Below are 14,892 nucleotides of genomic sequence, written 5' to 3' on the forward strand. Positions count from 1 at the left end.
AAGCCTCTACGGGCGCAACGACGGCGACGGTGTGGTCAAAGTCTGCTGACGCCTTACCTCGGATGAACCCTTCGCCAGTTTGCTTGTCAATGTTGTTGCGTATTGCAGAGTCGGAACCACTACGCGAATTTGGGCTTTTTAAGGGGGTGAATGTTTTACGTCGTAATCCGGAGCAGTTCTGTTCACGGTTAGCTGACTGATAGTTGGAACCAGTTAGCCCAGCCCGCCCCGTCGTCCCACCAGCAGCTGTAGGCTTTGCCGTCCGAGCCGACTGCAATGACGTCAATGTGCTCGCTGTACCGGGAAATGGCCGTGACGGTGCTTCCTGGTGAGGCGACTCCGCCGGAGACCACGAACCAGGGAGCCCAGCCGGAGGTGTCATGCCACCAGGTGCTGTAGATCCGGTTATCCGTCCCCACTGTGAAGAGGTCCAGTTGATTGGAGTATCTCGCGATCGCGGTCACTTGGGACCCGGGTGACGCCACTCCTCCGGACACTTGGAACCATGTTCCCCAACCGCTGCGGACGTTCCACCATGTGCTGACTATGCGGCCGGAGGGGTCGGTCGTGAAGAGGTCTAGTTGGTCACGGTGACGGGCGACGACATTGACGGTCGCGTCCGGCTTCGCGGCCTGGCTGCGAACCCGGAACCAGGCCGCCCAGCCGGTCCGTTCGTCCCACCAGCAGCTGTAAACGATGTTATCGGTACCGACCACGAACAGATCCAGGTGGAATGGATAGCGGGCTATGGCCGTAACTTGTGCGCCGGAGGCCGCGATGCCTCCAGAGACGTTGAACCACCCCGACCATCCCGAGGCCTGGTCCCACCAGCAGGACATGACGCGACCATCGGAACCGATCGTGAAGACGTCGAGGTGCCCGGTGTACCGCGAGACGACGTTCACGGTCGATCCAGGCCTGGCGACGAGGCCGCCGAGGGCGAACCATTGTGACCAGCCCGCGCTCACATCCCACCATGCGCTGTACACGCGGTTGTCCGTGCCCACCGTGAACACGTCCAGATGACCGGCGTAGCGGGAGACTGCCGTTACAGGGGATCCGGGACCGCCCGGTGACGCTATCCCGCCCGAGAGGTGGAACCAGCCGGCCCATCCGCTCGAGGCGTCCCACCAATCGGACACAGTCCGGCCAGCCGCGTCGACGGCGAACACGTCCAGGTGCTCCGGGTATCTCGCCACCACTGATATTGGCGTCCGGCGCCGTGCATCGAGGGTGGCCAGGGGAGCTAACCTGTTCCAAATGACCGCTCGGCAGACCGCACAGAACGGTACGCCCAGGTTGCGCATCTTGCAGTCGAATTCCGGGCGGTATGCGCCGCAGTGGTAGTAGTGGGCGCCTTCGAACTCGCCGACAGTCCCGGAGGGAACTGGGCTGGGCCTGGCATCAATTGTCGAGCAGTTCGGGTTCGACATCGTGGGTATCGCAGTCGTCGCGGCTACGGCCCAGCGCCACTTGAGCGTGGTGCGATTGGTGTTGACCGTGACATTGGGCTCGGAGGGTTCGTTCGCGGGGTGCTGGTCGTGGCCGGTCTCGTTGCCGCCTGCATAATAGGGATACTCGTCGGCCAGACCGAAGGCTGTATGGCCGGACTCGTGGATGGCTATCTCAGTGGCCCCGCCCGCGAGCGAATACGTGGCCACGGAGCCCCCGGAACCGCCGTAGACCGTTGAATTGACGACGAGGATCGCGACAGTAAATTCTGGCACTTGTGCGGCGGCCACCATCAGCACCGTTGAGGCATTGCACACCAGCAGACGACGGATGCCGTTCCCGCCGAACGTCGCGTCGAAGTACGTGCGGGCTGTTGCGCCTGTACCGCCGGCCGACGACGGGTCATCAGCCCCCGAGTCTGTGGAATTTACGTTCACCCGGAAGACATTGATGACGGGAGCCAAGTCGCTGAATGGAGCCGCGCCTAGCAGTGCGGTCACGAATGATGTGCAGGCGGAGTTGAAACTGGTCTGTTCGGATGTTTGGAAGCCGTCCCCGAGCATGACGATGTTGAACGCGCGTTTGCGGGGGGCTGAACCGCTGATCTGCGTCGTGCCGGTCACCGAGCCATCTGACGTGGTCACTGTTCTCGCCCTCCGAGCTCAAGGTTGAATACTCCAAGTACTGTTTCTTCGCCTTTGGCGGAAGGCGATGGTGCCGCCAATCCCTCGGGCGGCGGAGTCGGCCTCCTGACGTCTAGCAAAGCTACAGAATGCGCGCCAACGGGTACCGGGACGATAACCGTGAAGGCGCCCTTGGGTCGATCTACCGTCACGCGGGTGATCGGCTCACCTGGGGTCTCGGGAAAGACTTCCGCGCTGGTCGTTTCGACTCTGACCGGAACCCTCGTTAAGCCCTTTCCCTCAGCGTCCCGGACCTCTGCGAACCGGCCCGAGCGTACCTCGGGTGGGGTGTCGAAACCGGTCAGGGCGACATCGACCTCGGAGCGGTGGATAAGGCGGATGTCGTCGCCGTCGTATTCAAAGATCATCCGAACACCTTTAGTGCCGGCGTTGTTATTAGGCATCTAGATCACTCTCGTTGGTTTGTCTAAATTTCGAAAGCTGGGAAGTGACACTATTTCCCTGTGAGGATGTTGGGCGATGTCAAGTGGAGGGTTTCGCCGCAATAGCAGTTTCGCGACTTGTGGGACATAGGTGACAGCTCCGCCTCAAGCCGGATAGTGCCGCTGCCAGCACGACGGCGATTATGCCTCGGGGTACCGTGCCTCCAATGCAACCCCCTAAAGGTAGGAAGCTTTGTAAGAGTTCTGAGAATTCTGGAAGTTCAGCACGCGGGCCGTTACTTCAGCGTTACTGCCAGCACTTGCTGAGTCGCAGGTACATGCCGTCACATCCGTTGACAATGCCTAAAGAATTCGCCAGCTTACACATATTGACCGAAGTTTTTCTCTGCCGCACGGAACAACTTCGCCTTCTACGACAACGACGGGAAGAATTTTGAGTAGGGGCGTCTGTTTCCCGAGAGGACGGGCGCCACGTTCCAAGTTCATGTCAGCTCTTAGCCACCGCTTGAACGCCGTCTGCCGGCGTCGAGGAATTGCAGGGACGCTGATGTCGGTTCGATGTCAAAGGTCCCCTCACTTTCAGCCGTAAGTTGGGTCTCGTTCCTCCAGGCAACCTATAGTGTCGGCAAACTTGGCGAGGAAGTTCCGTAGATGACTGTCCCCCTGAAGGTGGTGGGTTCGAATTGGGTGATCCGCTCGGAATCGAATCCAGCGTCAAGTCCCGCGTAAGTGATTGCCTCATTAACGGTGCCCGTGTCGGGGTCAGGATCCGCTTCTGCATAGAGAGGGGTCTGAGGGGCCACGTCACCGCCAAGATCAACATGGCAGCGACGACGAGCGCGGCACGGACGCCCTGAGCTCGCCGAATTTCCCCGATCATTGTCCGCTTTTTGAAAGCCCAAGGCACCGCCATGACCGGAGCGACCCGCTTGGTTACCGCGTTTCGCTGTTGCCGGGTCTTCCTGTGCTGACGTCCCCGTCTGTGTTTGAAAGGAGAGGCCTTTCTTCGGTCCAGTGGGGCCCTGGGTTACCAGTACATGATCGCAGCCTGGCCGGAACCGCCGGTCCAGTAGATGCGTACGCGGACAACGTAGTTTCGGCCTTGGAAGAGTTTGGCAGAGATGCTGGTATTGCGTTGCTGCCCGCTGTCGTCGTCGCCGGCCACGTACCGCAATTCACCGTTTACGTCCTCGAATAGGACGAGGACTGAGTCAGCTGTGCCGAAAGTGCCGATCTGATAGGTTCGCGATGCCGAGGGCTCAAGCCTGAAGTCGGCTTGCTCCCCGGGTTTCAGCGACAGGGTCCTTGTCTGGAACGGCTCGAGTTTCGGGAGTACGTTTGGAAGGGCCGGGTAGAAGCGTTTGACCCAATCCTTGTCGGTCGCGGAGAGGCCGCCGGCCGGAATAAGGCCCCCGTGGTACTGCGCTGGCTGCACGATTAGCCCTGCAGGGAACCAATACTCCATGACCGAGTTCGGGTCCCAGTTGGAGCCTTCGACTTCGCCGGCATCTATTTTCCGCAGGACGTTTTGGAAGGTCTGGTCCCTGGACCAGTTGTTTGGGGCGCCCCCAAAGTACCCATAGACCTTTTCTTCGTCCCAGACAATGCCGGCGAACGGGTTTTGGTGTTCATGGGGGAGGCCGAGAGTGTGGCCGATCTCGTGAAGGGCAGTGGTATGGCCGTAATCGTCTGTCAGGTCCCAACCGAAGTTCATGGTCGTCTCCGTGGTTCCGATACCGAGGATGTCGCGACCGACGTAGGACCAGGATCCGTCGGCCTGGTCGAACCCGACCCGTACCTCTGATTCACTTCGGTCCGTGACTTCCACGAATTCCAGTCCGATCGGCAGGTTCTTCCATTCGCTGAACGCGTCCCGGACGGCCTGATGCTGCGGTTCAGGCCCCTCTGTCAGAAAGTAGTGCAGCACGGTGCCGTTGACCCATTTGGATGCCAGGACGCGTATGAGCTCCAGCCGATTGGCCGGCAGTTCGCTGGGCAGTAACCGGACAGTTCTCGGCTTTACGCTGCAGTGTGGGCGAGTCGTGGTGTCGGCCATTTGTTACTCCTAAACGGTTCGGTTCTGAGGCCTACCACGCATCCTGGTGAGCCTGCTGCCGCGAAAAGTGGAACATGCGCCCTGTTACTGGGGCGTTACTGAGGACCGCGACGCTTTGGAGGGCTGAGAGGCCAGCCTCATGCGAGGCTGCTGTCTGCCGGGCTGGTTGCAGCGGCAAAGGCGCATTCCTGACCATATTTGAACGGGAAGTTAGGAGATCAAGCATGTGTTGAAAGCGGCATTAGGTGGATCCTCGTACCTACCCGCGGTGAGTTTTCCCTCGCATTGCGCCAGCCGAAGCAGGAAGGGGCAACACCAAGGACACGACCTTGGGGTGGAACCAGCACCAAGGTGCTACCACCCTCCCTGTTGCCATTGAGTGGACAGATCGGCCGTCCGATCAATCCGAACCAGGAAAGGTGATTTCAGTCCACAGGTTCTGGGGCCCGACCTGAACGCGCGCATCGGCAACGGGTGCATCAGCTCGCACGACTTGCGCGTTCACCTCGGCCAGAGCGGCCAGTAGGTTCCCGTTGGGTATGTCGCCCCACTGGTCGACCTTCCCATACGGGAGCATGGCGTAGGTACCGTGGTTGCCGATGGCGTTGGTGACGTAATCGCGCGGAGTGGCGTTGTGGGACCCGTGGTGGCCGATCTTATAGAAGGCGGGGTTTTTTACGAGTGCGCGGGCCGCAGGGTCTTGCAGGACGTGTTCCCAGGCGCCCTGTTGTGAGTCACCCACGAAGACGAGCCTGGTGCCGTCGACGTCCAGAACGAAGAAGATGCTGGTGTTGTTAACGGAGCGCTCGAGTATGGATGCCGCCGCCAGAAGTTCAGTCGCAGCATCATTAAGTGTCCCGAGGTTGAGCGACGGCAGGGTGCTGACCAGGTCGATACCGATGTGCTGGTTCACTTCGTCCGGAGTGACGCTGTAGATATCGTCGAAGAGTGGACCGGGCGGCTCGTGGGTGGTTTCCTCTTCCAGGGTATGTTGCATGGCGAGCCACTGAGCCGATGCCGGAGGGTTCATTCGTTTGAGCTGGTCCGGGTCCCGTGACGGTCCGAGGACGTGCACGGTGACACCTGGCAGTGAAGTGCGGATGACGTTGAGCTCGGCAATCCTGTCGGGGAGGTAGCTAACTTTCGGGATGTTGAGGAAGTGTTTGCCGTTGCGTCCCAGCAGACGGTCCATGGCGTCCTCGTTTCCAAGGGAGTTCAGGGCCAGGGTGCCGGCAAGGCGAAGGGCCACGGTTTGCGATGTGCCGTCGAGGGCCGTGGGTGCACGTCCGACTATGGTGTGCAAGCTTTTCGCTGCGCGGACGAGCCCGTTTTTCAGCTTCTTGGCGTCGTCGTCGGTCTCGTCTTCAACAAATGACACCCAGACTTCGCCAACGTGGACTGCGTCCCAGTCATCGTAGGCGAATCCCGTGATGTGGTCGGCGTGGTGGTGTGTTGCCACGAGCACATCAAGGGTCGGTGGTGTTCCCGGTGGGGCCGCTTCGGTAAGGTCCGAAATGATCGCCCGGACGACGTCGAGGAGGGGTCGTGCCTTGCCTAGACTATGGACGCCGCAGTCCACGAGCATCCGCCATGCCCGTTCGCCCTGCTTGACGGTAATCAGGAAGGCATCGCCGAAGCCGACATCATACATGCGGACGGTGACAGAGGAAGCGGGCATGTTCAGGCTCCATCCATGACAGCATGCAGGCGCGCGAAGGACAGCCGCAGTGTAGCCGGTTCGACTGTCCAGGCCGAGAGCGCGTCCCTGTCTTCGACTTCCCCCATCCAGTCGCGAATCGCTTGCACTCGTTCGGTGCCACTCTTGTCGAACGCGAGGGCGGCCTCTTTGATGTCCGCCGACAGATCGTCGAGTTTCGTGCGGTCCGAGAGTGGCAAGGGTTTGGTGACGAGGAATTCGACCCGGCCGTCCACGCGGGCGATGACGGTTGTGCCAGCGCGTATAGCTGCTCGCTGGATCCGCGGGATCTGCGCCCCGGTCTCGTCGGTCCTCTGATCTTCCAGGTCGTCACGGCGTTGGGCGAACTGGATGACGACAATGGGCCGAGGTTGCCGGTCGGAGGCTTGGAGGTAGACGGCTTGGGCGCTGACCATCTCGATCTTTCCCGCGGCTTGGTCAAGGCCGAGTTCGTAGGCGTGCACCTCGCCCCAGCGGTGAATGACTTCCCGAAGATTTCTCGCAGTGACCCGCGAGCTTAGATGGGCACGTACTGCCTGTCTGGGGACCGCCGGAGCCGGAGCGGATTCCCGGGGAGGTGGAAGGGCGTCCGCATCATCGGCGAAGGGGACGGTGCTGCCGGGGTCAAGTTCGAGGGTTGCTGCCGAGAACAGCGGTGCCAAGTCGACGCCAGCTATTCCTCGGCTTAGGTTGAGGTCCAGCGGCGGTTTGGGCCAGAGCAGGGCCTCGTCGGCAAGCGAGCTCACTTTCGGCGGGAAAATGCCACGTCGACGGAACGCCTCGACCAGTGTTGCTCTGAGTTGTGCAGCATCATCGGGATAGAGTCCTTGATCGGCTGTAACGATCGCTCGGACGACATCCCCGAAGGTCACGTCCACCACGGGGAGGTATTCGAAAGCGCGTATCACCATTCCCAGGATACGGTCGGCATTCGTCGCCGCTGCGGCGGTGACGCGTGCGACCAGGTCGGGCGGCAGCGCGCCAGGGGGCAGAACGCCAGTGCCTGCACTGGCGATGCGCCGGAGATCGGCAATCTGCGATGTGTATGTGTCAATGAACGCATCGAATACCGCGGTGACGAAGCAGGCACCTCGATCGTGCGGTTCAACCGCTTTCAGGAAAGCATCCGGGCTCCGGGGGGAGCCTATTGCTGACCTCAGTGCCGCGCCCCTGCCGGTGGACTCGCCGAACTCGATTGCGAGGTCCAGGAGTGCAGACCCTTCCTCGAGCGACCCGCGCGACTTAGCTACCGCGTCGGAGACGACTTCGGGGAAGCTGAAGTGGTTGAACAACGCAACGAGGTCGGCGATTGCTTCATGCCATGCGAGCACGTCGGGGTGGGTAGGTTCGGAGAAGTACTTGCGCATGCGGTGCACGATGGCGTGAGTGACTTCGTGGGCGACAACGTCTACGGACAGGCAGGTGAACATCATCTGCCCCGGCAGGTTAGCGCCGGGGTCCCTCGAGTCGGCACGGAAGTAGCCAAAGAGGACAGCGCGCCGATCCTTGTCGAAGTAGGCGTTCCGTCCCTCGAAGGCGTGCGGGACGATGCGGAGCTTGTCGTCGCCACGCCAGCGGAAGCGGAACCCGCCAAAACGTTCGAAGCGTTCGATTACGCTCATCGCCACTGCATAGACGACTTGCTGGTGGGTTCTGGGGTCGCTTTCGGTGGGGCGCATCCCTTGCTGGGCGAGAGGTGCGGCGGCGTTGAGGTCAACCGGCAAATACCAGAGGCCGCGGACCCCGTCATAATCGACGACCTGCAAGAGTCGTCCGGACGGTCCCGGCCTGAGGTCTGTTTCGAATGCGATGTCAATGATGAGAAATCGGCCGGACAGACGAGTCGACATGGGATCGAATGCGTAAGCACGTAGTAGCCGCCGGGCCGGCAACAGGGACTCAGGCCGGTTTTTCTTCGTGGTTGTCATTGCTGAGGCCCCGCCGATGCGGGTACAGCCGGGTGCCCGGCCCAGTGTGGGTCGACCCAGACCACGTTGGCCGGTGCCTTGAATCTGGGATCCGCCAGGGCTCGGGCATTCACGCTTTCATGGACCGATGCACCGGCGGGGACTTTCCTGCTGCGTGTGCCGAGGAATACCCATGCCCAGCCGCGGCGGTGAAGCTTCGCAGATGCATCTGCCGCCGTGACCGAGCAGGTAGCCTCGGCAGCACGGGACCGAACCAGCAGACCGTTCGCAATTCCACCCTCGACAATCCACTTCAGCGGGATGGTAGAGAGCCGAGGGCTAGGAGTCTCTTTGTGCAGTCTGTGTGAAGGACCAGGGCCTGGTTCGTCGTCGAAGGTTCCTCCGACATCACTGTGGACCCCGGCGAACCAAACCTCTTCGACCGATCCGTCTGTCCGCGCGTCCGCCAGATACTCCTTGAAGGGCGCTCGTTTCTCATGGATTGACACGGCGTGGCGGATGCGCGCAGCGTTGGGAAGTTCGCGGGTGAAAGGCCAAGTGATCTCCCAGCGCAGGAACCCGGCGGCTTTGACAGTGTCCCATAAGCCCAAGTACTTCACCGGTACCGTGGATTTGCCGCCCACCTGGCGCGCGAACACCTCGGAGGTGTAATGGACCTCGTCCCAGTCGATCTTGTCTTCGCCGCCTCGGCGGGCATACGTTGCGATGACGTACGGGACGAGGTTCTCCGATCCAGGTCTCAGCATGCCGACGGTGCGAAGGATGCCGACGAGGGCGCGGGCGGTGTAGGCTCCACGACTGAACCCGAAAATGAAAACCTGATCGCCCGGCGCCCAGTTTTGCATTAGCCATGTATAGGCCTCGGCCAGGTTCTGCCGCAGACCCCACCCGAATGCGAGGCCACCTAGTCGAGAGATTCCTCTAGCGAGAGGAGTCCACGCGCCAGCAGACGCAAAAGTGCCCACCCCTGGGTCGTAATAGGCGATCTGTTTGGCGGGATCTGAATGATCGAGCATTTTGTACAGCAGGACGACGTTGGTGTTGCCCTTGGCACGTAATTGTGCACCTGTACCGTCGAGACACAGGACGAGATTCCTGGACATCTGACGCCTTCCCGTAAGTTCCTACTGCACCTGAAGCCTCACTCCAGCGCTTAAAGCAAGCACATGATGGACAATGACGCGTTACTACGGCGTTACCAGAATCCGCGGCACATATGCCATAAATGAGTTTGGCATTCAGGGATGGATGGACTTGTCCTAGATTCACGCGTACCTCCCCAAAAGGACGAACTCCACTGACACTGGGGACAGGAGCGACCCTGTTTCTGGCGGTGATCAGCACTTTGCATTAGTAGCAATGCTCTCGGTGACTGGATTTTAGGAGGGCGGTTTCTCCAGGCATTGCACACTCTGGCAGGCTTTTGCGTGTGGCAGGACAGACATTAGGGGAGAGGATGTAAAGCGCGAGTCGGGTTGCCAGTTCGAGTCGGGTTGCCAGTTCGAGTCGGGTTGCCAGTTATTGAATCGTGGACTGGTAGATTTGCGGTGACGGCTGGGGCCGATTTTTCGTTGAGCCCAAACCGTGGGTGGCGTATGGTCTCCAGTGCGGAATGCGCCGCTGGCACCGCCGACCTCAAGTCATCACAAGTCTTAGCAGGAAGTGTGTCCTTCGTGCTGCGACGAAGCCCTGCACTTTTGCGGGCGGCCAGATTCCTACCACTTTCGCCAAACAGAAGCATGAAGAGGCGAAAGATTGCATTACAGCTCAAATCTGCCACTGGTCTGTGAACCCAAGTTGAAGGTGCCTTCTGCCGGGTAGGGCTTGCACATTATGCCGTCCACGGTCAGTTGGGCGGGGCAGCGCAGCTTCAAATTGACGAGAGCAGAGGCTTCGGCCCTGGCCATAGCAGACTGTCTCCCGGGCGCTTTCAGCAGTCCATTGCGGATGGCGACTTTTTGCGCCTGTCCCACCCGGCCGTTCCAAATCTCTGGGCTGCCCTTGATGGGCTGCACGGTCTCCAGCTGAATCGTTACCATGCTCCACCCGTTGAGACGGGGATGCTCTTCCACTGCCAGCACTGTTCCGGTGATGTTCGCGAGGTTTTCGATGGCCTGCACCATGGAGCTATTGTCCGTTGGGGGATGGGCAGAGTCCAGCAGCAGCGAGGCCAGGGCGCCACTGATGTCGGCTCCGGTATGTTCTTGGTAGTAGCTGTAGGCTGGCATCGGGTTGGCCTCAAAGCAGACCCACCGACCACTCGGGGTGCGCCGTAAGTCGATACCGCAGAGGGGAAGTCCAAGGCTGGTGGCCAGACGAATGCAGGCATCTCGTATACCGCTGTCGAGGTCGATTTCCGTGAGCTGGACTTCGGTGCCAGACCGGGCGGCGTAGCGGTAATCGTCAGCATCAGAGCTGATTTCGGTGGCGAAAGTGCGGCTGCCAACCACATGCACTCGAACATCTGTACCGGGAATGGAAACTTGGAACTGGGTAGGCAGGATCCGGACCAACGGCAAGCGTTCCAGATGGCGATTGCCGAGTTCAGCCACAATTGAGCGAACGCCGCTGATTGATTTGAACACAATATGTCCCGCGCCCCTTCGGAATTTCTCAATCTCCTTCGGGTCGTTGCTGACAAGGGTTTCGGGGACCTCCAGTCCTGCCGCGGCTATCAGCTGGGACTGGTACGGCTTAGAGGCATTTGAAGCCATGGCCCAGGGGCGGTTGACGACCAAGGCAGGGGTGAGGTCTAACCATTGTGTAAACAGTGCGTGGAATGTCTGGATGTGTGACGCCTGGTCGAGGTCGGTCGGAATGACGAGGCTGAGCAGTCGCGCGTACACGGATCCGATGGCCGACAGCTCGATGTCCTCGCCGGCCGCCCTCAACTGGCCGTCCACTTGTCCGCCATCAAGGTTGATTGCCAAGCTCGCGTATGCAAGATGTCTGTCGTCGATGAAGATGTAGCTGGCGTTTCGTCGCTGGAGGGCGTCCAGCAGCAGTGCAATGGGTGGGTCATCAGGCCGCCCGAAGACAAGGATCAAGGCCCCTCCCTTCGGGTTCCTCCCCCATCAGGTGCACGACGACGTCGACTTCCCCGTCCTGCGCCAGTGGCGGCATGCAGTTCACGCGAGCCAGCTTCAGCTCACCCTCGGACTGGACGAACTTGAACGAGGCAAGCACCAGCCCTAGCCGCCGGGCCACCTCCAGGCATTGCAGTCCAAACACGGGTGCCAGCGGACCGCGAACCCGTTGTCCTGCCACTAGTAGGTCACTACCGGCGCACCTATCCTGAAGACATGTGTCCGTCGCGCTGTATAGAATCAGGTCGGGCGTTGCGGCGGGGGCAATATGTACTCTTAATCCCACCGCAACGGCCGGAACGATCCACGACAGGGGTGGCCCGTAGGCACCAGCCAGCAAGCCAGGACCCGCCCGGTTTATGACTCGGGGACCGAGGCTCGCCAGCCAACCCGTCAGAAGGGCTTGAAATTCTGCCGCTGCGTAATCCCGGTCTTTCACCGAAGCCGTCGTGAAAGCCGGCACGAAAGGCGGGGAAGCCATCCGGTTCAACACCGAACGGAGAATTCGGTCATCCACTGTTCGACCGTCCGGAACAACGATCGTGGTGTGGCACGCACCTGTGGGAGATACAGTGTGCAACCACTTGCTTCGGCTGAGTGCTTTCGGGCTGACTTGGAGCACGCCCTGTCCGCCGTGCAGGATGGAGAGGCAGCGCGTCACCCGCGCCGCTCCACTATCCTGCGGATCGGCAATGACGAGGAATGCGATGCTCATTGCGGGGGCGGCGCGTCAAAGGAGACCTTCGCGTCCCTGTCTCCCTGTTCCATTCGGCTGGTCAAATCGCTGCCGGAGCCGGGGGAGCCCCCTCCACCGATCAAGTCCGGCCTTTGATCCGCACTGATGAACGGCTCGACAGCGCCCAAGGACGATGCGAGAAGGCCCTCCAATGCTGCGACCCGGTCTTCCAGTTCACTAATTGCTCCCAAGAGGGGGGTGGTCCCGGCGTCGTCTGCCCATGCATCCGGCAAAGAGGAGACTGGCGGGGCCGCGCTGTCATGCTGATCCTTGTAATCCTTTACCCCGCTCTTGGTGTCGCGGAGGTCTTTGACGACTGACTTGTCCAGCAACCGCGGCTTGTCCTGACGGTCCTTGAGTTCTTTGAACGACTCCTTGGACGTCACCACATCCTTGGAGTCCTTCAGTTCCTTACGCGGCCCCTTCGTGCTAACAGAGATCCTGACTGTCATAGTGGGCGCCGAAGGGGATATAGATGTCACGGAGACGGACGTTGCCTGGCCCGTGTAGGAGTTCGACGAAGGGGTGCTGCTGCCGTTGAAGACGGTGTTGTTGGCCGTGCCGGGATAGGGGTCTCCGGCGTCCCCCCGATTCTGGTTGAGTTCCAGATTCCGTTTGCCGTCCGCCTGCGCCAACCCGACCTTATAGTGGTTTTCGTCGGTGTTACCCGGCTGGTTGTCGTCGATATGCCAGATCAGGAGTCCGTCACCGGGAAGGTCGGAGTCGTAGCCAGTGCGTTGGCGGTTCTCCAGCAAAAAGTACTCCGGCCCGCTGCCGCCGTCTTTCCATAGCCGGTGGACTTTGCGGCTGATCTTCACGTCCGGAAGGCTGACTGTGCCCGCGGTCGAGACGTTGATGGTAGAGGACCACCCCTGCTGGACCTTGCACCAGGCCGAGGGGTGTGCAGGAATATCGCCGCCGCCGTTCCAGGAGCCTGCGCCCATCAGGCACCAGTTGCCCACGCCTTCCGACGTGTCGTCGGTGTCATAGAGGTCTGGAAAGCCGAATAGCAAGTGTCCAAGTTCGTGGGCGCAGACGCCGATCCTGCTGTCCTCAGGAATCGTAAGATAGGCGAAGATCTTCTTGCCGTCGGCGGACCGCTCAGTGGGCAGGTTCCATTTGTGTGACCAAATGTCGCCCGGGTTCAGCGTTTCTTCTCCGCCACGGCCGGCGTGCACGACGATGAAGGCGTCGACGTAGTTGTTGCCGTCGTTGTCGTACGGGCCGAAGTCCACATTGGGATCGGCTGCAGCGGCCGCGTCATCGGCCATAATGTTCGCCCTTGCCGTACCGCTGGGCCTGCCGATCCCAAAATTCCCGTTGGCATACCACGCGAGCGTTTGAGGCAGCGTATATGGCCCCACAACTTCGCCGGAAAGGTCCACCAGCCCTCCAGTAACTTCGGAGTAGTATTCGCGAACGCTGCCATGCGGCAGCACGCCCGTGGAAAAGAACAGCTCCGAAAAGTGGGCGGCAGTCTGACCAAGCTGCTTGTCGCTGAATTCGACGAGGACGACGATGACCCTGACCGTTCCTCGCAATGGCGCCCGTGCTGCTGCCGCCGCAGCCATCGAACGTGCGGGAGTACCGGGTGCGAAGTGCTCGGGCGGGAAGATCAAGCCATCGTCAAAACCAAGCGGACGGCTGTGGGCGGCAAAGCCCAGGAGGGAGGTAACTCCCCTTTCCTCAACGGAACGGAGTCGGGAAACTTCTTCGTTCAAGCGTGCTTTCGCATCGGGGCTCATGGAAACCGCGCAGAGATCACCTGGGAATATGCTGGAAGCGCCGTCGCTGCCCGGAACCTTTTGCTGCATCACAATTCCTTCTTTCAATGCTGTCGGCGCCACCGAATGGGCGTTCCAAAAACAGCGGAAGTCGGCGACGCGGGCGGGCGGAAGCCCAGCGCAGTGAAATCTAGCGAAGCGGCGTTATCGCCGCGTTACCGCAGAACGGGGCTGTCGGAGCCAAACGGGTTGACCGCACACTGCCACACTGCCGCCGCGGCACTATCGAACGTTCCGGCGGTGCCCACCCACACCGAAAACGCATCAACTTGCCGCCCGAGTTACCTCCGATTGCTCGCCTTTCGCCCTGTGGGAGCGGGCGGCTACGGCATTAAACTCGTGGGCGGGAGTTCGGGACCTGACACCGATCGGCATGCCTGCGGCTCGGTAATGTTGGCGGCTCAAATCGCGCCGGCCCGCGAAGCGACCAGTAACGTGCCAGTAACGCGGCATGCATTAGTTTGCCCATACCCTGAGCCTTGAACTTGACCAGTAGTAACCGATTTTCCCTTAATGCAAACACACCGTCGCTCTCCAAGGGTGTAGCCATGACCGAGCAAGGTCCCGAGACTCACGCTGTGCAAGGCCGGACGGCCAGCAAAGACGTCGGATCAACGAAGCGCCGACGGATCTGGGTCCAACACGTAGACGTCGACACGGCTCGCCTTGAGAGCCGCATAGCAGCCATGCGTAAGCGTGAGCCCAGGTTGACCCCCTATCAAGAATCCATAGCTGATGCCGTGTGTTCCTTTTCCCATAAAGCTTGGCTTGCGGCTAATAGACAGGATCCTGTACCGCGGGCAATAGCTAACTGGTGGCGAGGCACCCTCGTTGAGGCCGCGTACCGAAATCTCCACGCAGCCCGAGCCCAAATAATCGACCTGTACAGCCCGGCGGAGCTTCGCGCAGAGATACCCATGGTAGTTGCCCGTGCTAATGCCACGCTTCATCGTGACGATCCAAGACGCATTACCATCGATGAACTTCAGCAGGAAACTGTTGAAAATCTTCGGCCCCGGATGCGGCGCGTGGTCGCAGACAGCTACGAGCGACTTGACCTTGAACAC

General features: G+C 60.6%; 9 protein-coding genes. All 9 read right to left on the minus strand.

Annotated features, from left to right (window positions below; genetic code table 11):
- Nucleotides 1-188: 188 nt before the first annotated feature.
- The gene (locus ACTHQS_RS09445) at nucleotides 189-2,096 is read right to left on the minus strand and encodes a M64 family metallopeptidase (protein ID WP_440168078.1); all 1,908 of its coding nucleotides are present in this window, start codon (nucleotides 2,094-2,096) and stop codon (nucleotides 189-191) included.
- Complete coding sequence (locus ACTHQS_RS09450) at nucleotides 2,093-2,503, minus strand: hypothetical protein (RefSeq protein WP_440168079.1); 411 nt, start codon at nucleotides 2,501-2,503, stop codon at nucleotides 2,093-2,095. The genes ACTHQS_RS09445 and ACTHQS_RS09450 overlap by 4 nt, the downstream gene beginning before the upstream one ends.
- Nucleotides 2,504-3,566: 1,063 nt before the next feature.
- Nucleotides 3,567-4,595, minus strand: a complete 1,029-nt coding sequence (locus tag ACTHQS_RS09455) for a M12 family metallopeptidase (protein ID WP_440168081.1) — start codon at nucleotides 4,593-4,595, stop codon at nucleotides 3,567-3,569.
- A gap of 400 nt (nucleotides 4,596-4,995) precedes the next feature.
- On the minus strand, nucleotides 4,996-6,273 hold the full coding sequence (locus ACTHQS_RS09460; RefSeq protein WP_440168083.1) for a hypothetical protein: 1,278 nt from the start codon (nucleotides 6,271-6,273) through the stop codon (nucleotides 4,996-4,998).
- Between the two features lie 2 nt (nucleotides 6,274-6,275).
- The gene (locus tag ACTHQS_RS09465) at nucleotides 6,276-8,219 is read right to left on the minus strand and encodes a hypothetical protein (protein ID WP_440168084.1); all 1,944 of its coding nucleotides are present in this window, start codon (nucleotides 8,217-8,219) and stop codon (nucleotides 6,276-6,278) included.
- The gene (locus ACTHQS_RS09470; RefSeq protein ID WP_440168085.1) at nucleotides 8,216-9,322 is read right to left on the minus strand and encodes a T6SS phospholipase effector Tle1-like catalytic domain-containing protein; all 1,107 of its coding nucleotides are present in this window, start codon (nucleotides 9,320-9,322) and stop codon (nucleotides 8,216-8,218) included. Before ACTHQS_RS09470 ends, ACTHQS_RS09465 begins: the two co-directional genes overlap by 4 nt.
- A 657-nt stretch (nucleotides 9,323-9,979) precedes the next feature.
- A complete protein-coding gene (locus ACTHQS_RS09475) occupies nucleotides 9,980-11,266 on the minus strand; it encodes an ATP-grasp domain-containing protein (RefSeq protein WP_440168086.1) in 1,287 nt (428 codons plus the stop codon).
- A 750-nt stretch (nucleotides 11,267-12,016) separates the two neighbouring features.
- Nucleotides 12,017-13,888, minus strand: a complete 1,872-nt coding sequence (locus tag ACTHQS_RS09480) for a M6 family metalloprotease domain-containing protein (RefSeq protein WP_440168087.1) — start codon at nucleotides 13,886-13,888, stop codon at nucleotides 12,017-12,019.
- 548 nt (nucleotides 13,889-14,436) lie between these two features.
- Nucleotides 14,437-14,892 (minus strand): hypothetical protein, encoded by a 456-nt coding sequence (locus tag ACTHQS_RS09485; RefSeq protein WP_440168089.1) that lies wholly within the window; start codon nucleotides 14,890-14,892, stop codon nucleotides 14,437-14,439.

This window comes from Arthrobacter sp. SAFR-044 (genome assembly GCF_051965175.1).
GTDB lineage: Bacteria > Actinomycetota > Actinomycetes > Actinomycetales > Micrococcaceae > Arthrobacter.

Excerpts from the sequence above, each read along its gene's own strand:
- ACTHQS_RS09450 (WP_440168079.1), bottom strand. The coding sequence starts at position 2,503 with ATGATCTTTGAATACGACGGCGACGACATCCGCCTTATCCACCGCTCC.
- ACTHQS_RS09455 (WP_440168081.1), bottom strand. The coding sequence starts at position 4,595 with ATGGCCGACACCACGACTCGCCCACACTGCAGCGTAAAGCCGAGAACT.
- ACTHQS_RS09460 (WP_440168083.1), bottom strand. The coding sequence starts at position 6,273 with ATGCCCGCTTCCTCTGTCACCGTCCGCATGTATGATGTCGGCTTCGGC.
- ACTHQS_RS09465 (WP_440168084.1), bottom strand. The coding sequence starts at position 8,219 with ATGACAACCACGAAGAAAAACCGGCCTGAGTCCCTGTTGCCGGCCCGG.
- ACTHQS_RS09470 (WP_440168085.1), bottom strand. The coding sequence starts at position 9,322 with ATGTCCAGGAATCTCGTCCTGTGTCTCGACGGTACAGGTGCACAATTA.